The organism is Acidovorax sp. BLS4 (assembly GCF_032929295.1).
GTDB lineage: Bacteria > Pseudomonadota > Gammaproteobacteria > Burkholderiales > Burkholderiaceae_C > Paracidovorax.
Map to the genome: position 1 here is coordinate 5,130,110 of NZ_CP136797.1, position 17,731 is coordinate 5,147,840.

The 17,731-nt window shown below is 71.2% G+C and carries 15 protein-coding genes and 1 pseudogene; 7 read left to right on the plus strand and 9 right to left on the minus strand.

The genetic code is table 11. From position 1 onward, the window contains the following. Positions 1 to 74: 74 nt before the first annotated feature. The 9 genes and pseudogenes from R1Z03_RS23580 to R1Z03_RS23615 form a co-directional block, all read right to left on the minus strand. The gene (locus tag R1Z03_RS23580) at positions 75 to 1,103 is read right to left on the minus strand and encodes a tripartite tricarboxylate transporter substrate binding protein (RefSeq protein ID WP_317355821.1); all 1,029 of its coding nucleotides are present in this window, start codon (positions 1,101 to 1,103) and stop codon (positions 75 to 77) included. Between the two features lie 158 nt (positions 1,104 to 1,261). Further along, positions 1,262 to 1,363 (minus strand): annotated as a pseudogene (locus R1Z03_RS24995) (aldehyde dehydrogenase family protein); the annotation flags it as partial. Between the two features lie 137 nt (positions 1,364 to 1,500). Continuing rightward, positions 1,501 to 3,135 (minus strand): ABC transporter ATP-binding protein, encoded by a 1,635-nt coding sequence (locus R1Z03_RS23585; protein WP_317355824.1) that lies wholly within the window; start codon positions 3,133 to 3,135, stop codon positions 1,501 to 1,503. Positions 3,136 to 3,137: 2 nt separating this feature from the next. Next, entirely contained in the window at positions 3,138 to 4,016 is an 879-nt protein-coding gene (locus R1Z03_RS23590) for an ABC transporter permease (RefSeq protein ID WP_317355827.1), read from the minus strand. Positions 4,017 to 4,036: 20 nt separating this feature from the next. Next, complete coding sequence (locus tag R1Z03_RS23595) at positions 4,037 to 4,993, minus strand: ABC transporter permease (protein WP_272568392.1); 957 nt, start codon at positions 4,991 to 4,993, stop codon at positions 4,037 to 4,039. A gap of 37 nt (positions 4,994 to 5,030) precedes the next feature. Further along, positions 5,031 to 6,650 (minus strand): ABC transporter substrate-binding protein, encoded by a 1,620-nt coding sequence (locus tag R1Z03_RS23600; RefSeq protein ID WP_317355831.1) that lies wholly within the window; start codon positions 6,648 to 6,650, stop codon positions 5,031 to 5,033. 93 nt (positions 6,651 to 6,743) lie between these two features. Continuing rightward, positions 6,744 to 8,033 carry an FAD-binding oxidoreductase gene (locus R1Z03_RS23605; protein ID WP_284431441.1) on the minus strand — a complete coding sequence of 430 codons (1,290 nt, stop codon included), beginning with the start codon at positions 8,031 to 8,033 and terminating at the stop codon, positions 6,744 to 6,746. Between the two features lie 41 nt (positions 8,034 to 8,074). Then, positions 8,075 to 8,740, minus strand: a complete 666-nt coding sequence (locus tag R1Z03_RS23610; RefSeq protein WP_272568388.1) for a haloacid dehalogenase type II — start codon at positions 8,738 to 8,740, stop codon at positions 8,075 to 8,077. A 215-nt stretch (positions 8,741 to 8,955) separates the two neighbouring features. Beyond that, complete coding sequence (locus R1Z03_RS23615) at positions 8,956 to 10,461, minus strand: aldehyde dehydrogenase family protein (RefSeq protein WP_317355834.1); 1,506 nt, start codon at positions 10,459 to 10,461, stop codon at positions 8,956 to 8,958. Between the two features lie 233 nt (positions 10,462 to 10,694). On the opposite strand from R1Z03_RS23615, the gene R1Z03_RS23620 reads away from it, so the two are divergent. From R1Z03_RS23620 to R1Z03_RS23650, 7 genes are all read left to right on the plus strand, one after another. Then, positions 10,695 to 11,594, plus strand: a complete 900-nt coding sequence (locus R1Z03_RS23620) for a GNAT family N-acetyltransferase (RefSeq protein ID WP_284411889.1) — start codon at positions 10,695 to 10,697, stop codon at positions 11,592 to 11,594. 39 nt (positions 11,595 to 11,633) lie between these two features. Continuing rightward, entirely contained in the window at positions 11,634 to 12,569 is a 936-nt protein-coding gene (locus R1Z03_RS23625; protein WP_317355837.1) for a glyoxylate/hydroxypyruvate reductase A, read from the plus strand. A gap of 191 nt (positions 12,570 to 12,760) precedes the next feature. Then, entirely contained in the window at positions 12,761 to 14,164 is a 1,404-nt protein-coding gene (locus tag R1Z03_RS23630) for an aspartate aminotransferase family protein (RefSeq protein ID WP_317355840.1), read from the plus strand. An 88-nt stretch (positions 14,165 to 14,252) separates the two neighbouring features. After that, positions 14,253 to 14,747 (plus strand): Lrp/AsnC family transcriptional regulator, encoded by a 495-nt coding sequence (locus tag R1Z03_RS23635; RefSeq protein ID WP_272553201.1) that lies wholly within the window; start codon positions 14,253 to 14,255, stop codon positions 14,745 to 14,747. 17 nt (positions 14,748 to 14,764) lie between these two features. Then, the gene (locus R1Z03_RS23640) at positions 14,765 to 15,139 is read left to right on the plus strand and encodes a (2Fe-2S)-binding protein (protein ID WP_317355843.1); all 375 of its coding nucleotides are present in this window, start codon (positions 14,765 to 14,767) and stop codon (positions 15,137 to 15,139) included. Beyond that, positions 15,136 to 16,560, plus strand: a complete 1,425-nt coding sequence (locus tag R1Z03_RS23645) for an NAD(P)/FAD-dependent oxidoreductase (protein ID WP_317355846.1) — start codon at positions 15,136 to 15,138, stop codon at positions 16,558 to 16,560. The genes R1Z03_RS23640 and R1Z03_RS23645 overlap by 4 nt, the downstream gene beginning before the upstream one ends. Then, the gene (locus R1Z03_RS23650; RefSeq protein WP_317355849.1) at positions 16,557 to 17,729 is read left to right on the plus strand and encodes an FAD-binding oxidoreductase; all 1,173 of its coding nucleotides are present in this window, start codon (positions 16,557 to 16,559) and stop codon (positions 17,727 to 17,729) included. The genes R1Z03_RS23645 and R1Z03_RS23650 overlap by 4 nt, the downstream gene beginning before the upstream one ends. The last annotated feature ends 2 nt before the right edge of the window (positions 17,730 to 17,731 follow it).

The window sequence follows — 17,731 nt, forward strand, 5'->3', positions numbered from 1 at the left end:
GTAAATGGGGGTCGGCGAGCTGGACAGGCGCAATGCAGGGCGGGCCGGGCCACGCCCGCCCCGTGCGTGCCGTGTCAGTCGATGCGGATGCCGTTGGCCTGGATCACCTTGCCGTAGCGGCCCAGCTCGTCCTGCGTGAAGCGGGCCAGGGCCTGCGGCGTGCCCGGCTGGGGGCGCACGCCCAGCGCGGCCATGCGTTCCAGCACCTCGGGCTGGCGCAGCACGGCGTTCAGCGCGGTGTTCAGGGTGGCCACCACGTCCTTGCTGGTTTTGGCGGGGGCGTACAGGGCATACCAGGCGTTGACCTCGAAGCCGGGGTAGCCCGACTCGGCGAAGGTGGGCACGTCCGGCAGCTCGGGCAGGCGCGTGGGCGCGGCCACGGCGAGCGCCCGCACCTTGCCGCCCTTGATGAGCGGCGAGGCGCTGGTGAGCGTGTCCAGGATCATGTCCAGCCGCCCGCCCATCAGGTCCATGGTGTGGGCGTTGCCGCCCTTGTAGGGCACGTGGTTGATCTGCACCTGCGCGGCCTGCTTGAAGAGTTCCGCCGCCAGGTGCAGCGGCGAGCCGTTGCCCGACGAGCCGTAGTTGAGTGCCCCCGGCTGCTTGCGCGCGGCCTCCACCAGCGCGCGCACGCTGGTGTACGGCGAATCCTGCGCCACCACCAGCACCATCGGCACCACGCCGATCAGCCCGATGGGCGTGAAGTCGGCCACGGCGTCGTAGCCGGGCTTGGCATACAGGTGCGGGCTCACCGCGTGGCTGGCCAGCGAGCCCAGCACCAGCGTGTAGCCGTCCGGTGCGGCTTTGGCGGCCACCGTGGTGCCGATGGTCGTGCCGGCCCCGGGGCGGTTGTCGATCACCATGGGCTGCTTGAGCGCATCGCCCAGCTTCTGCCCCACGAGCCGCGCCACGGCATCGTTGGCGCCGCCGGCCGGGTAGGGCACCAGCAGCGTGACGGGCTTGGTCGGATAGGCGTCGGCCGCGTGGACGGCGGCGAGCGGCGCGGCCAGCCCGCACAGGGCGATCGCGGCCGAGAGCAGCAGCCCGCGGCGGCGAGGGGCGGTGCGCGCGCGGGGGCGTGCCGGGAAAGCGTTGGGAACCATGGTTTGTCTCCTTGTGTGTGTGGTTTTACGTCGGCAGGCAAACCGGCCCGGCGCCCATGTCGCGCCGTGCCGGTGGGGGAAATCGGCTCAGTCCATCGGGGCGTCGTCCTGTGGTTTTTTTGGGGGGGTGGGCGGGTTGGGTTGCGGCGGTGCCGGGCTCACCCCAGCCCCCCCTGGCACACGTACTTCGTGTGCAGGTAATCCTCCAGCCCGTGCGTCGATCCCTCGCGCCCGTAGCCCGACTCCTTCACGCCCCCGAAAAGCCGAAGCGCTCGGCCGCGGTCTGGATGGCCCGCAGGCCTTCGGGCATGACTTCCTTGCCGATGCCGTCGCCGGGAATCACGGCGATGCGGAAGATGGGGTGCATGGGGTGTCTCCGGTAGGGATCGCCTGTTTGTCAGGCCGCGGCGGCCAGCACGGCCGGTGCGCCGGCCCTTTCCTCCAGCCAGCCCTGGCGCAGCTCGGGCACCGAGCGCGCCAGCAGTTCGTAATACGGGTGGTGCGGCCCGCGGTCGTAGTCGGCGCGCGCCACCTGCGCGAGTTTGCGGCCGTGCTGCATGACGACGATTTCGTCGCACACGGAGCGCACGGTGTGCAGGTCGTGGCTGATGAAGAGGTACGACACGCCCAGCTCGCGCCTCAGCTCGGCCATCAGGTCGAGCACGGCGGCGCCCACCACTGTGTCGAGCGCGGAGGTCACTTCGTCGCACAGGATCAGGTCGGGGTCGGCCGCGAGCGCGCGGGCCAGGTTGACCCGCTGCTTCTGCCCGCCCGACAGGCCGCCGGGCAGGCGATCCGCCACGCTGTGCGGCAGCTTGACCAGGTCGAGCAGCTCGCGGATGCGCCGCTGCAGCGCCTCGCCCTTGAGTCCTTTGTAGAACTGCAGCGGCCGGGCCAGGATGCGCTCGATGGTGTGCGATGGGTTGAGCGCCGTGTCGGCCATCTGGAACACGATCTGGATGCGGCGCAGCTCTTCCTTGGTGCGGGAGCCCAGGGTGGTCTTGAGCTCCGAGTTGCCGAACAGCATGGTGCCGTGCCAGGGCTGGATGAGCCCGGCGATGGCGCGCGCCAGCGTGGTCTTGCCCGAGCCCGATTCGCCGATGACGCCGATGGCCTGGCCGCGGTAGAGCTTGATGTTGATGTCTTCCAAGATGAGCGAGGCGGGGCGGCCGGTGGCATCCACCGGGCCGTAGCCGGCGGACAGATCGCGCACATCCAGCAGCAGCTCGCCCTCGCCCCGGCAGTGCTCGGCCACGCGCGGCGTGGGGCGCGCGGCGGCCAGCAGGCACCGGGTGTACTGGTGGGCCGGGGCGGCGAGGATGTGCGCGGTGGTGTCCACCTCCTGCATCTGGCCGTTGCGCAGCACGAGGATGTGGTCGGCCATCTGCGCCACCACGGCAAGATCGTGGCTCACGTAGACGGCGGTGGCGCGGCGTTCGCGCACCACGCGGCGAAAGGCGAGCAGCACTTCGATCTGCGTGGTCACGTCCAGCGCGGTGGTGGGCTCGTCGAGGATGACGAGGTCAGGGTCGGTGATGAGCGCCATGGCGGCCATCAGCCGCTGCAGTTGCCCGCCCGAGACCTGGTGGGGATAGCGGTCGCCGATGGTGTCCGGATCGGGCAGCGCGAGTTCGCGGAACAGCTGCACCGCCTTGGCCTCGGCCTCGGCGCGCTTCAGGGTGCCGTGGATGCGGGTGGGCTCGACCACCTGGTCCATGATGGTGCGCGACGGGTTGAACGACGCGGCGGCGCTCTGCGCGATGTAGGCCACGGTGCGCCCGCGCAGCGCGCGCTGGGCGGCGGGCGCCAGGTGCAGCACGTCGACGTCGCCGATGCGCACGCTGCCGCCGGAGATGGTGCAGCCGTGCCGTGCATAGCCCATCAGCGCGAGCGCCGTGGTGGTCTTGCCGGAACCGGATTCGCCGATGAGCGCCAGCACCTCGCCGGGCGCGATGGTGAAGCTCAGCGCATCGACCAGCGTCTGGTCGCCCGCGGTGATGCTCAGGTCTTGGACGACAACGGATGCCCCCATGTTCAACGCCCTCCGCGTTCGCGGGCCGCGCGGCCCGGCAGGTTGTCGATGACGAGATTGACCGCGATGGTCAGGCTGGCGATGGCCAGCGCCGGCGCGATGACCGAGGCGCCGGCGTCGGGCAGCGCGCCGATGTTCTCGCGCACCAGCGACCCCCAGTCGGCCGCGGGCGGCTGGATGCCCAGGCCCAGGAAGCTCAGGCCGGCGAGCAGCAGCACCACGTAGACGAAGCGCAGCCCCAGGTCGGCCAGCATGGGGCCCACGATGTTGGGCAGGATCTCGCGCAGCATGATGTAGAGCGTGCCCTCGCCCCGGGTGCGCGCCACGGTGACGTAGTCGAGCGCATTGATGTTGACGGCCAGCGACCGCGCGATGCGGTAGGCGCCCGGGATGTAGATGACCGCCGCCGTGGCCACCAGCATGGCGACGGACGAGCCGAAGCCGGCCACCAGGATCAGCGCGAACATCTTGCTGGGAATGGCGGTGAGGGTGTCCAGCACGCGGCTCAGAATGGTGTCCACCTTGCCGCCCATGGCGGCGGCGAACAGCGCCAGGGCCGTGCCCGTGCCGCTGGCCAGCAGGGTGGCCAGCAGGGCCACGCCCACGGTGTAGCGCGCACCGTCAATCACGCGCGCCAGCATGTCGCGGCCCAGGTAGTCGGTGCCCAGCCAGTGTTGGGCGCTGATGGGCGCGAACACGTCGGAGCCGCCGCCCGCCTGCAGCGGGCCCGGCAGCAGCATGGGACCGGCCAGGGCGGCCAGCATCCAGCACAGCAGCACCGCCAGGCCGATCAGGCCGGAGATGCCGAAGCCCGAGAGCCAGCGGCGCACCGCGTGGCGCGGCGTGGCGGGCGGGCCGGAAGGGTGGGTCAGGGAATCCATGGGTCGGCCCTTCGGTGTGGTCAGCGGTGGCGCAGGCGCGGGTTGGCGAGGATGCCGCACACGTCGGCCGCCGTCACCAGGATCAGGTAGCCCGCGCAGAAGATCATGGCGCAGGTCTGCACCAGCGGCATGTCGCGCTGGGTCACGCCATCGACCATGAGCTTGGCGATGCCGGGGTAGTTGAAGATGGTTTCGATGATGATGACGCCGCCCAGCAGGTACGACAGCGACAGCGCCACCGCGTTGGCGATCGGCCCGATGGCATTGGGCAGCGCGTGGGCCATGACCATGCGCAGGGGCGAGGCGCCCTTCAGGCGCACCATCTCGATGTAGGGCGCCTCCAGCTGGTCGATGACGGCGGCGCGGCTCATGCGCATCATCTGCGCGACGATCACGCAGCACAGGCTGAGCACGGGCATGGCGAAGGCCCGCAGCATCTGCCCCACCGATTCGATGTCGCTCACGTAGGACAGCGCGGGCAGCCATTTGAGCTTGACGGCGAACACCAGCACCGCCAGCGTGGCCACCAGGAACTCGGGCACGGACACCACGGCCACCGCCGCCGACGAGGCCAGGCGGTCAAACCACGAGCCGCGCCACACGGCCGAGGCGATGCCCAGGGTGAGCGCGATGGGCACCGAGAACAGCGCGGTCACGGCCGCCAGCAGCAGCGAATTGGGCAGGCGGCTGGCCACCAGCTCGCCCACCGGCATCTGCGTGGTGACCGACTGGCCCAGGTCGCCGCGCACGATGCCGCCCAGCCAGCGCAGGTAGCGCAGCGGGGCCGGCACGTCCAGCCCCATCTGGGCGCGCAGCGCGGCGAGGGCCTCGACCGTGGCGTCCTGGCCCAGCTGCTCCTGCGCGGCATCGCCCGGCAGCACGGCGGTGATCGAGAAAACGATCACCGAGACCGCCAGCAGGGACAGCAGCGCCAGCAGGATCCGCTGGACCAGGAGCTTGAGAATCACACGGTTCATGGCGCGGCGGCTTCCAGTGCTCGGTGCGTGCGGGGCGTCAGGCTTCGAGCCAGACGTGCTCGGCGAAAGAGTAGCCCATCAGGCCGCCCAGCGGAATCGGGGACAAGCCCTTGAGCTTGGTGGAATGTCCGTCGATGCTGGCCAGGAACAGCGGAATGCCGATGCCCGCCTCCTGGTGGATCATGGTCTGCATGTCGGCGTACATCTGGCGGCGTTTGGCCAGATCGGTCTCGGCGCGCGAGGCCAGCAGCAGCTGGTCGAACTGCGGGCTCTTCCAGCGCGATTCGTTCCAGGCCGCATCGGACTTGAAGAACTGCGTCAGGATGGTGTCGGCGCTGGGGCGCGGGTTCACGTTGCCAAAGCCCACCGGGCTGTTGAGCCAGTGGTTGGACCAGTAGCCGTCGGCCGGCATGCGCTTGATGTCCAGGTCCAGGCCGATGCGCTGGCCCGATTGCTGCAGCAGCAGCGCGGTCTCGGTCGAGTACATGGCGGCCGGCGAGGTGACCACCGGCACCTTGCCCGTCACGCCCGACTTCTGCAGGTGGAACTTGGCCTTGTCCAGATCGAACGTGCGCTGCGGCAGGTCCTTGAAGTAGAACCGGTTGGTCGGGTCGATGGGCTGGTCGTTGGCGATGACGGCGTAGTCGAGCGCGATGCTCTTTTTCATCTGCTCGCGGTCGAACAGGTACTTCATCGCCAGGATGAAGTCGGGGTTGGCGCCCGGGCCCATGTCCTTGCGCAGGATGAGGTCGGAGTACTGGCCCGACTGCGTGGTGAAGATGGCGTAGCCGGGCGTGCCCTTGACCCGCGCCACGGCGCGCGGGTTGACCGAGGCCACCAGGTCCATGCCGCCCGACAGCAGCGCGTTCACGCGGGCGCTCTCGTCGCCGATGCCCACGAACTCGATCTCGTCCAGGTAGGGCTTGCCGGGCTTCCAGTAGGCCTCGTTGCGCACCATCAGCGACCGCACGCCGGGCTTGAACTCCTTGAGCTTGTAGGGGCCGGTGCCGATGCCGGCGTTGAAGTCGGTGGTGCCTTCCTTGACGATGTGGAAGTGGAAGGTGCCCAGGATGACCGGCAGGTCGGCGTTGGGCGCGCTCAGCTCGATGGTCACCTCGTTCGGGCCCGAAGCCTTGACGGTCTCGATCTGGTCGGCCAGCACCTTGGCCTTGGAGGCCGTGGCCGGGTCCTTGTGGCGCAGGATGGAGAACACCACGTCGGCCGGCGACAGGGCCTTGCCGTCATGGAAGGTGACGCCCTTGCGCAGGGTGAACACCCAGGTCTTGGCGTCCTGCGTGGCGGACGATTCGGCCAGCGCGGGCTGCGGCGTGAGCGAGCCGTCCAGCACGAACAGGCCGTTGTAGAGCATGGTGCCGCGCGAATAGTCGGTCTGGTTGGACTGCTTGGCCGGGTCCAGCGTGTCGGTGGCCGCGGCCGTGGCGCCGGCCACGCGGATGCGGCCGCCGCGGCGGGGCGTCTGCGCATGCGCGGTGACCGCCATGCCCGCCAGGCCACCGGCCAGCGTGGCCTGCATGCCGCCCGCCACCAGCATGGCGAGCACGTCGCGGCGCGTGGCGCCCCGCCGCAGCGAGTCCATCACGCGAAGGCTTTCTTGGGGACCGACGAGGGTGTCGAACGGGGTGCGGCTGTCGCTCATGGTGATGCTCCTGTGACGGGTGGCAGTGGGGGGGTGAACGGGGATCTTGGAATGGTGCGAATCAAGGGAAGGTGGCGGGCGCCCGCAGGGACGTCAGGCCAGCCGGTCCTTCAGGCGGTAGTACAGCCCCACCGCCGGCAGGAACCACGGCGGGCCGAAGTGGCCGGGCACGGCGGGCCAGCCGCGGCCGCGCCAGGGATTGGCCTCAGCATCGCCGGCCATCACGGCGGCCATGCGCTCGCCCATGTGCACCGACATCTGCGTGCCGTGGCCGCTGTAGCCCATGGAATAGAACAGGCCGTCGCGCTCGCCGGCGTGCGGCAGGCGGTCCTGCGTCATGTCCACCAGGCCGCCCCAGCAGTGGTCGATGCGCACGCGGCCCAGTTGCGGAAAGGTCTGCGCCAGGCCGGCGCGCAGGATCTCGCCGCTGGCGGCGTCCTGCTGCGGGCTGGAAATGGCAAAGCGCGCCCGGCCGCCGAACACCAGCCGGTGATCGGCCGTGAGGCGGAAGTAGTGGTGGATGTTGGCGATGGTGACGTAGGTGCGCCGCTCGGCCAGCAGGGCCTGCGCGCGCGCCGCGCCCAGCGGCTCGGTCACCACGATGAAGCTGCCGATGGGCACGATGCGCCGGCGCAGCCAGCCGAACGTGCCGTAGCCGCCGTGGCGCGAGGCGCCGGTGGCCAGCAGCACCTGGCTGGCCTGCACCGCGCCGCGCGCGGTGTGCAGCCGGTGCACCTGGCCCTGCACGCGCTCGATGCGGTCCACGCAGGTGCCGGTGTGGATCTGCGCGCCCTGGCGCTGGGCGGCCAGGGCCAGCCCCTGGGCGAACCGCCCCATGTGCATCTGCGCGCTGCGCCGGTACAGCAGCCCGCCTTCGAAGCGGTCGCTCTGCACCTCGGCGCGCACCCGGGCGGCGTCGAGGATCTCCACGTCGGTATCCACCCCGTCGGCGATGAGCCGCTCGGCACTGCGCCGCAGCGCCTCCAGGTGGTGGGGTCGGGTGGCGAGCTTGAGCTTGCCGTGGCGCAGGAAATCGCAGTCGATGGCCTCGTCGCGCACGATGCGGGCCACGGTGTCCACCGCGGCGTCGTAGGCGTGGTACCAGGCCCGGGCCTGCGCCACGCCGACCTTGGCGGCCACCTCGGCATAGTCCACCGCCAGGCCGTTGTTGACGTGGCCGCCGTTGCGGCCCGATGCCTCGGGCGCCACGCTGGCGCCCGCCTCCAGCACCGCCACGCTCGCGCCGCGCCGGGCCAGGGCCAGCGCGGCCGACAGGCCGGTGAAGCCCGCACCGACGATGGCGACATCGACCTGCCTCGGCAGATCGTGCGGCGCCAGCGCCAGCGGCGGGACCGAATCGTTCCAGTAGGACTCGAGCTTCATGGCAAGGGGCGTGCGGGCTGTGGGAAGGAAGGAAAAACCGCTCAGAGGCCGACGACGCCCGGCAGGCCGCCGATGTCTTCGATCTGCACGTAGTGGTAGGCCGGGTTGCCCGGGCCGTGGCCGCGGTTCACGAACACCTTGTTCTTGATGCCGATGTCGTCGGCCGACATCAGGTCGTAGCGCAGGCTGGAGGACACGTGCAGCACGTCCTGCGGGCCGCAGCCCAGCGAGTCGAGCATGTATTCGAACGCTTTGAGGCGCGGCTTGTAGGCCTGGGCCTGCTGCGCGGTGTACACGCGGTGGAACGGCGCGCCGAGCATGGCGACGTTCTTCTGGATCTGGTCGTCGGAGGCGTTGGACAGGATCACCAGCGGGATCTCCTTGGCGACCTTGGCCAGGCCCGCGGGCACGTCGGCATGCGGGTCCCAGGTGGGCACGGCGTCGTAGAACTTCTGGCCGTCGGCGTCCAGGTACTGGATCTTCCACTGCTTGCACAGGCGGCGCACGGCGTTCTTGAGCACCACTTCGTAGGGCTTCCAGTCGCCCAGCACTTCGTCGAAGCGGTAGGCGCTGAAGTCGGCGATGAACTGCTCCATGCGCTCGGCCGGAATGCGGTCGGCGAAGAGTTCACGCGTCATCTCGCCCATGCGAAAGCGGGTGAGCGTGCCGTAGCAGTCGAAGGTCACGTACTTGGGACGGAAGGTCATGGTCTCGGAATCCTCGGGTTGGGCCGGTCACCGACCGGGGCGGTTCGCAGCGCCTGATTTGGCATTTGCGACAGTGTCATTACGAAGTGATTGAAGCACGCGGTTTCGCGGGTGTCATAGGGAAATGCAGGGGTGCGGCGCGCGAAAGCTGCGGTTTGCCGGGGGCCTTGCGGCATGCCGTGCGGTCTGCACCGCCGGCGTGCAACCGTGCACCGTTAGTGCGCCGCAGCAAAGTCGATGAGCACGCTTTTGAAGCGCAGGTTGGCCTCCACGGCCTGGCGGCCCAGGTCCTTGCCGATGCCCGACTGGTGGTAGCCGCCGGTGGGGATGACGAAGTCCGCGCTGCGCCCGTAGCGGTTGATCCAGACGGTGCCCGCGCTGATGCCGCGCATGGCGCGCAGCGCGCGGCCGATGTCGGCGGTGTGCACGCCAGCTGCCAGGCCGTAGTGCGCGTGCGCGGCCAGGGCCAGGCCTTCTTCCTCGGTGTCGAAGGTCTGCACCGTGAGCACGGGGCCGAAGATCTCTTCCTGCACGGCGGGGCTGTCTGCCGCCACGCCTTCGAGCAGCGTGGGCTGGAAGTACGCTCCGCCCGCCGCACCGGCCGCCACGCCGCCGGCCACGTCGTCGAACAGCCCCCCGCCGCAGCGCAGCTGCGCGCCCGCGTCGCGCGCGCGCTCCACGATGTCCAGGATGCGCGCGGCCTGCGGCGCCGAGATGATGGGCGGCAGCGTGGCGGTGTCGTCCCAGGTGGCGCCGGGCCGCAGCGCGGCGAACCGCGCGCCGATGCGCTCCACCAGTTCCGGCGCGATGCCGCGCTGCACGATGAGCCGCGACCCCGCCACGCACACCTGGCCCGCGTTGCCGGTGATGGCACCGGCGATGAGGCCGGCCAGCCGGTCGACATCGGGCGCGTCGTCGAAGACGAGCTGCGGGCTCTTTCCGCCCAGCTCCAGCGTGACGGGCTTGGGGCCCTGCAGCGCACAGGTGGCCATGATGGCGGCGCCCGTGCGCGTCGATCCGGTGAAGGTCATCTTGGCGATCCGGGGGTGCCGCGTGAGCGCATCGCCGGTGGTGCGGCCATCGCCCTGCACCACGTTGAAGAGCCCGGGCGGCACGCCCGCCTCCACCGCCAGCTGGGCCAGCCGCACGGCGGAAAACGGCGTCATCTCGGAAGGCTTGAGCACCACCGCGTTGCCTGCGGCCAATGCGGCGCCCACCTTCCACGACATCATCACCAGCGGGAAATTCCACGGCGTGATGGCGCCCACCACGCCGTAGGGCTCGGCCACCACCATGCCCAGGTGGTCGTGCCGCGTGGCGGCCACCTCGCCGCCGAGCTTGTCGGCGTACTCGGCGAAAAAGCGCAGTCCTTCGGCGGTGAAGGGCACGTCCCACGCAGCGGCATCGCGCGCCGGGCGCGTGGAGCAAACGGCCTCCAGCGGCGCCAGCTGCGGGCCGTCGGCCTCGATCATGTCGGCCCAGCGGCGCAGCACGCGGGCGCGCTCCCGCGGGGCGCGGCGCGCCCAGTCGGTGGTGCGCCAAGCCTGCCACGCATCCTGCACCGCAGCGTCCACGGTGGCGGCATCGGCCAGAGGCAGGTCGGCATGCCATTGGCCGTCGGAGGGGCGCAGCACGGCGATGCGGCCGGCATCGGGCACGAGGCGCCCGCCGATGAAATGGCCGGCGGGAACGGCGATGGACCGGGGATCGAAAAGCAGCATGGAACGGGGGCGCGCAAGGGGCTGCGCGCAGTTGGAAAAAGGTGCTTCGATGCTAGGCAGGAAGGTCCAGCATTTGTGCCCGTAACGCCCCGCGTCACCGCAGCGAATTGCAAAACGCACGCGCCCGGCAGACGAAGCTTGCAAGTTGCGGGCAAACCCGAATTCGGAGTGGTGCGGCCTGCCGATGTCGTCCAAGATAGACGCCCAATCCCTTCGCAACGAGGACGCCGCCCATGCTCTCCACCGCCCTGCCCGCCACCCCTGCCACCGCCGAGGACGGCGTGCTGCTGCGCCCCATGACGCCCGACGACCTGCCGCAGGCGCAGGCGCTGTCGGCCGAACTGCGCTGGCCGCACCGGCTGGCCGACTGGGAGCAGGTGTTCGCGCATTCCGAGGGCCTCGTGGCCGAGCGCGACGGGCAGACCATCGCCACCGCCCAGCGCTGGAAATGGGGCGACCGGCACGCCACCATCGGGCTGGTGCTCGTCACCCCGGCCTGCCAGGGCCGGCGCATCGGCCACCGCCTGATGACCACGCTGCTCGACGGGCTGGACGGCCACACGGTGCTGCTGCATGCCACCGCCGAGGGGCGCGGCCTGTACGAGCGCCTGGGCTTCGTGCGCACGGGCGAGGTGCGCCAGCACCAGGGCGTGGCCCGGCCCACGCCGCTGATCGCCCTGCCCCCCGGCTGGCGCCTGCGCCCCTCCGGCCTGAACGAGGCGGCCGCGCTGCACCGGCTCGACGCCCAGGCGCGCGGCATGCCGCGCGATGCCCTCATCGACGACCTGCTGGCCCGCAGCGATGCCTGCGTGGTGCTGGACCACGACGGCGAGCAGCGCGGCTTCGCGCTGCTGCGGCGCTTCGGCCGCGGGCACGCCATCGGCCCCGTGGTGGCACCGGATGCGGAAAGCGCCAAGGCGCTGATCGCCCACCTGGCCGGCATGAACGCCGGCCACTTCACGCGCATCGACATCGATTTCGACAGCGGCCTGGCCGAGTGGCTGGAGAGCATCGGCCTGCTGCGCGTGGACGCGCCCACCACCATGGTGCGCGGCGGCACCCTGCCCTCGGCATCGGACGCCCCGCACGGCGCCCCGCGGCTGTTCGCCCTGGCCACCCAGGCGCTGGGCTGAGCCCACCCCTTTGACAACCCACCCTGCCGGGGCCTTGCCGTGACCTCCACCACCTTCCTCTACAAATCCGACCCCGTGCGCGGTCGCCAGTGGGCCGGCGTGTTCCGCGACCGCGCGCCCGAGATCGACTTTCGCATCTGGCCCGACATCGGCGACCCGGCCCAGGTGCGCTTTCTCGCGGCCTGGGAACCGCCGCAGGATCTGGCCACGCGCTTTCCGCAGCTGCAGGTGCTGTTTTCATCGGGCGCGGGCGTGGACCAGTTCGACTTCGCCGCGCTGCCGCCCGAGTTGCCCGTGGTGCGCATGGTGGAGCCGGGCATCGTGCAGGGCATGGTGGAGTACGTGACGCACGCCGTGCTGGGCCTGCACCGCGACATGCCCCAGTACCGCCGTCAGCAGCAGCAAGGCGAATGGCGCGTGCTGCCGGTGCGCCCGGCCAGGGAACGCCGGGTGGGCGTGCTGGGCCTGGGCTCGCTGGGGCAGGCGGTGCTGGCCCAATTGCGGGGCCTGGGCTTCGACTGCGCGGGCTGGAGCCGCTCGCGCCACCAGTTCGCCGGCGTGCACTGCTACTCGGACCGGCACGAACTGCCGGCCTTCCTGGCGCGCACCGACATCCTGGTGTGCCTGCTGCCGCTGACCGATGCCACACGGGGCTTTCTGAACAAGGACCTGTTCGCGCAACTGCCGGCCGGTGCCGGGCTGGTGCACGTGGGGCGCGGGCCGCAATTGATCGACACCGACCTGCTGGCCGCGCTGGCCGTGGGGCAGATCGGCGAGGCGGTGCTCGACGTGACCGACCCCGAGCCCCTGCCGCCGTCGCACGCCTTCTGGCGGCACCCGCGCGTGCAGCTCACCCCGCACATCGCGAGCATGACCCAGCCCCTGAGCGCCGCCAACGTGGTGGTCGACAACCTGCGCCGGTTCGAGGCCGGCGAGCCCATGGTGGGGCTGGTGGACCGCTCGCGCGGCTACTGACGCATGGCGGCCGGCAGCCAGCGCCCCGGGGGCACCGCACGATCTGCTGCCACCGCGCCAACAACCGCAGCGTGCTGCGCCAAACCCCGCCAAAGCAGCACCACGCGCAGTGGCCCCTGGCCTAACCTTGGGGCCATCGACAGACGCCTCACCACCGCCACCGAACCCCTGGCCCGCGACCGGACCCCGCCATGACCCAACTCACCGACCTGCCCCAGCTCGCCTCGCTCGATGCCATCGACCGGGCGCATTTGATCCACCCCGTCTCGCCCTGGCGAGCGCACGAGCGCCGCGGCCCGACCGTGCTGTCCTCGGGCCGGGGGGCATGGCTTACCGATGCCAAGGGCAACGAGCTGCTGGACGCCTTCGCCGGCCTGTGGTGCGTGAACGTGGGCTACGGCCAGGAGAGCGTGGTGCAGGCCGCCGCCGAGCAGATGCGCCGCCTGCCCTACGCCACGGGCTACTTCCACTTCAGCAGCGAGCCGGCCATTCTTCTGGCCGAAAAGCTGGTGCAGATCACGCCGAAATCGCTGAACCACGTGTACTTCACGCTGGGCGGCTCCGAAGCGGTGGACGCCGCCGTGCGCTTCATCGTGCAGTACCACAATGCCATCGGCCAGCCGGCCAAGAAGCACTTCATCGCGCTGGAGCGCGGCTACCACGGCTCGTCGTCCACGGGCGCCGGGCTCACCGCCCTGCCCGCCTTCCACCGCGGGTTCGACCTGCCGCTGCCGACGCAGCACTACATTCCCTCGCCCAACCCCTACCGCGCCGCGAACCCGTCGGACGGCCCGGCCATCATCGCGGCCTCGGTGGCGGCGCTGCGGGCCAAGGTGGCCGAGCTGGGCGCGGACAACGTGGCGGCCTTCTTCTGCGAGCCCATCCAGGGCTCGGGCGGGGTGATCGTGCCGCCTCAGGGCTGGCTCAAGGCCATGCGGGAGGCCACGCGCGAGCTGGGCATCCTGATGGTGGTGGACGAGGTCATCACCGGCTTCGGCCGCACCGGCCCGCTGTTCGCCTGCGAGGCCGAAGGCGTGTCCCCCGACATCCTCACGCTGGCCAAGGGCCTGACGGCCGGCTACGTGCCCATGGGGGCGACGGTGATGTCGGATGCGCTGTACGCCGGCATCGCCGACGGCGCACCCGAGGGCGCGCCCATCGGCCACGGCGCCACCTACTCCGCCCACCCGGTGAGCGCGGCGGTGGCGCTGGAAGTGCTGCGGCTGTACGAGGAAGGCGGCATTCTCGCCAACGGCCAGCGCGGCGCCGCGCCTTTCGCGGCCGGGCTGGATGCCTTGCTGGCGCACCCGCTGGTGGGCGACTCGCGCCACCGCGGCCTGCTGGGCGCGCTGGAGCTGGTGAGCGACAAGGCGACCCGGCGCGGGTTCGATCCGGCGCTAGGCCTGTCCGAGCGCATCGCGGCCACGGCATACCGCAACGGCATCGTGTTCCGCGCCTTCGGCGACAACATCCTGGGCTTTGCGCCCGCGCTCACCTACACCGAGGACGAGTTCGCCGAAATGTTCAAGCGCCTGCGAAAGACGCTGGACGACGTGCTGGACGCGCCCGACGTGCGCGCCGCGCTCAAGGGCTGAAACCGGCGGCAACGCCCCAGCAACGCCAACACAGCGACCGCGCGCCGCCGCAGAATCGAAGCCTCCTTCACGTCCCGATGCCGCCATGATGAACGAAGCCTTCAAGATCGACCGCCTGGACCTGCGCATCCTCGCGCAGCTGCAGAAGAACGGGCGCATGACCAACGTGGACCTGGCGGACGCGGTGGGCCTGTCGCCCAGCCCCTGCCTGATCCGCGTCAAGCGCCTGGAGCAGGCGGGCTACATCGCCGGCTACGGCGCGCACCTGCGACTGGAAAAGCTGGGCGACACGCTCACCGTGTTCACTGAGGTCACGCTCACTGACCACCGCCGCGAGGACTTCACGCGCTTCGAGGCCGCGATCCGCGAGGTGGACGAGGTGCTCGAATGCCACCTGGTGAGCGGCGGCTACGACTACCTGCTGCGCTTTCTGACGCGCGGCGTGAACCACTACCAGGAGGTGATCGAGGACCTGCTCGAACGCAACCTCGGCATCTCCAAGTACTTCAGCTACATCGTCATCAAGACGCCGTTCATCAAGACGCACTGTCCCATCGAGCGGCTTTTCCCCCACCAGCGCTGACCGCCCTCCAGACGCCCATGCCCGACACCGCCCACCGCCCGCCGGCCCGCTTCGTGCGGCTGGCCGAGACCGATCGCCCCCCGATCGCCCTGACGATCGATGGCCTGCCTGCCGCCGCGCTCGCTGGCGACACCCTGCTGGTGGCGCTGCTGCAGCACGGGCGGCGGGTGCGCGACAGCGAGTTCGGCGACGGCCCGCGCGCGGGCTTTTGCCTCATGGGCGCCTGCCAGGACTGCTGGGTGTGGACGCCTTCGGGCAATCGGCTGCGCGCCTGCTCCACCCCGGCCGAAGCCGGCATGGAGGTGCTCACCCACCCGCCCGCGGCGCACTGGCCGGTGACGCCGGACCTGCGCGAATCGCTGGCGCGCCATGCGCAAGGGGAAGCGGCATGAGCGCCCCCACCGCCACCCCAATCACCACCCCCACCGGCTCGCCCCGCATCGTGGTGGTCGGCACCGGCCCGGCCGGCGTGCGCGCCGCCCAGGCGCTGGTGCAGGCCGGCCTGCGCCCCACCGTGGTGGATGAAAGCCGGCGCGACGGCGGGCAGATCTACCGCCGCCAGCCCGAAGGCTTCAAGCGGCCCTACGCCAAGCTCTACGGCAGCGAGGCCGGCAAGGCCCAGGCGCTGCACCGCGACTTCGACGCCCTGCGCCCATCGGTCGATTACCGGCCCGACACCCTGGCCTGGAACGTGACCGCCGGCGAACTGCACGTGGTGCATGCCGGCGAGCCGCAGACGCTGCCGTTCGACGCGCTGCTGGTGTGCTCCGGCGCCACCGACCGCCTCATGCCCGTGCCCGGCTGGCACCGCGCCGGGTGCTACAGCCTGGGCGCCTCGCAGATCGCGCTGAAGGCGCAGGCCTGCGCCATCGGCTCGCAGGTCGTCTTTCTGGGCAGCGGGCCGCTGCTGTACCTGGTGGCCTCGCAGTATGTGCAGGCCGGCGCGCGCGTGGCGGCGGTGCTCGACACCGCGCCCGCATCCAAGCCCTGGGCCGCCATCGCGGGCCTGCTGGCGCGGCCCACGCTCGCGCTGCGCGGCCTGGGGCTGATCCGCGGCCTGCGGGCGGCGGGCGTGCCGGTGCTGCAGGGCGTGGCGCCACTGTCCATCGACGGCGACGACCGCCTGGGTGTGCAGGCCGTGGCCGTGCGCGATGCACAGGGCCAGGAACGACGCTTCGAATGCGATGCCGTGGGCCTGGGCTGGCACCTGCGGGCCGAGACGCAACTGGCCGATCTGGCGCGTTGCACGTTCGCCTTCGAACCCGTGAGCCGCCAGTGGCTGCCCAGCATCGACGCGGACGGCCGCAGCAGCACGTCGGGCGTGTACCTGGCGGGCGACGGTGTGCGCATCCTGGGGGCCGACGGGGCCGAGGCCGCGGGCCGCCTGGCCGCCCTGGCGGCGCTGGCCGACCTGAAGCATGCCGCCGGCAGCGCCCGCTACGGCCAGGAGGCGCCCGCGCTGCGCCGCACGCTGGGCCGGATGGACCGCTTTCGCCAGGGGCTGGCGCGGGCCTTTCCCTGGCCGCATGCGCAGGCCGCGGCGCTGCCCGATGCGGCCGTGGTGTGCCGCTGCGAGGCCGTCACCGCGGGCGAACTGCGCCGCTGCGTGACCGAGATGGACAGCCAGGAAGTGAACCGCGCCAAGGCCTTCAGCCGCGTCGGCATGGGGCGCTGCCAGGGGCGCTTTTGCGGCCATGCCGCGGCGGAGATCGTCGCGAGCGCCTGCCACGTTCCCGTGGAACAGGTGGGCCGCCTGCGGTCGCAGGCGCCGGTCAAGCCTTTGATGATGAACACGCGCGAGGTGCAGGCATGAACCACGGCAGCCAGAACGCCACGGCGCACGACACCGACGTGCTGGTGCTGGGCGGTGGCCTGATGGGCACCACCACGGCCTTCTTCCTGCGCCAGCACGGCCTGTCCGTCACGCTGCTGGAGCGCGAACTGGTGGGCCGACAGGCCAGCGGCACCAATTTCGGCAACGTGCGCCGCCAGGGGCGCGAGCTGCACCAGATGCCGCTGGCCAACCGCGCGCGCGCCGTGTGGGGCCGCATCCGGTCGCTGCTGGGCGAAGACGCCGAGTTCGTGCCCTACGGCCACCTGCGCGTGTGCTACACCGAAAAGCAGGCCGCGGTGCTCGAAAAGCACGCGCACGACGTCAAGCCCCTGGGGCTGGACCTGCAGCTGTTCACCGCCGAGCAGTTGCGCCAGCGCTGGGGCATCTTCGCGCCCGGCGTGGTGGCGGGGTCCTACTCGCCCCAGGACGGCCACGCCAACCCCCGCCTGGCCGGCCCGGCGTTTGCCCGCGCGGCGCGGCGTGCGGGCGCGAACATCGTCGAGCATGCCGAGGTGATGCAGGTGGAGCGCGACGCCAACGGCTTCGTCGCCCACACGGCCGACGGCCGGCGCTTTCGCGCCCCGCAGATGCTGGTGGCCTGCGGCGCGTGGTCCAACCGCATGGCCGAGCAGTTCGGCGAGCCCGTGCCGATGGAGGCCCGCGGTCCGCAGATGGGCGTGACCGAGCCCCTGCCCTACGCGCTCGGGCCGTCCATCGGCCTGTCGTCCCCCATCGAGACCGAAGGCCTGTACTTCCGGCAGATTGCGCGCGGCAACATCGTCTTCGGCGGCGGGCTGAAAGGGCCTGCGCATGCCGACCGCATCCGCGCCTACGTGAAGCCCGACAACGTGCTGCGCCAGCTGCGCGAGCTGCGCCGCTTCGTGCCGGCGTTCGAGCACGTGCAGCTGATCCGCGTGTGGAGCGGCATCGAGGGCTACACCCCCGACTGGCAACCGGTGATGGGGCCGAGCGCCAAGGTGGCGGGGCTGCACTACGCCTTCGGCTTCAACGGCGAGGGCTTCGCCATCAGCCCCGGCGTGGGCGAGACCATGGCCGAACTGATCGCCACGGGCCAGACGTCGATTCCGCTGGCGCCCTACTTCATCGGCCGGTTCGCGGCATCGCAGCCGGCGCAGCAGGCCGCCTGACA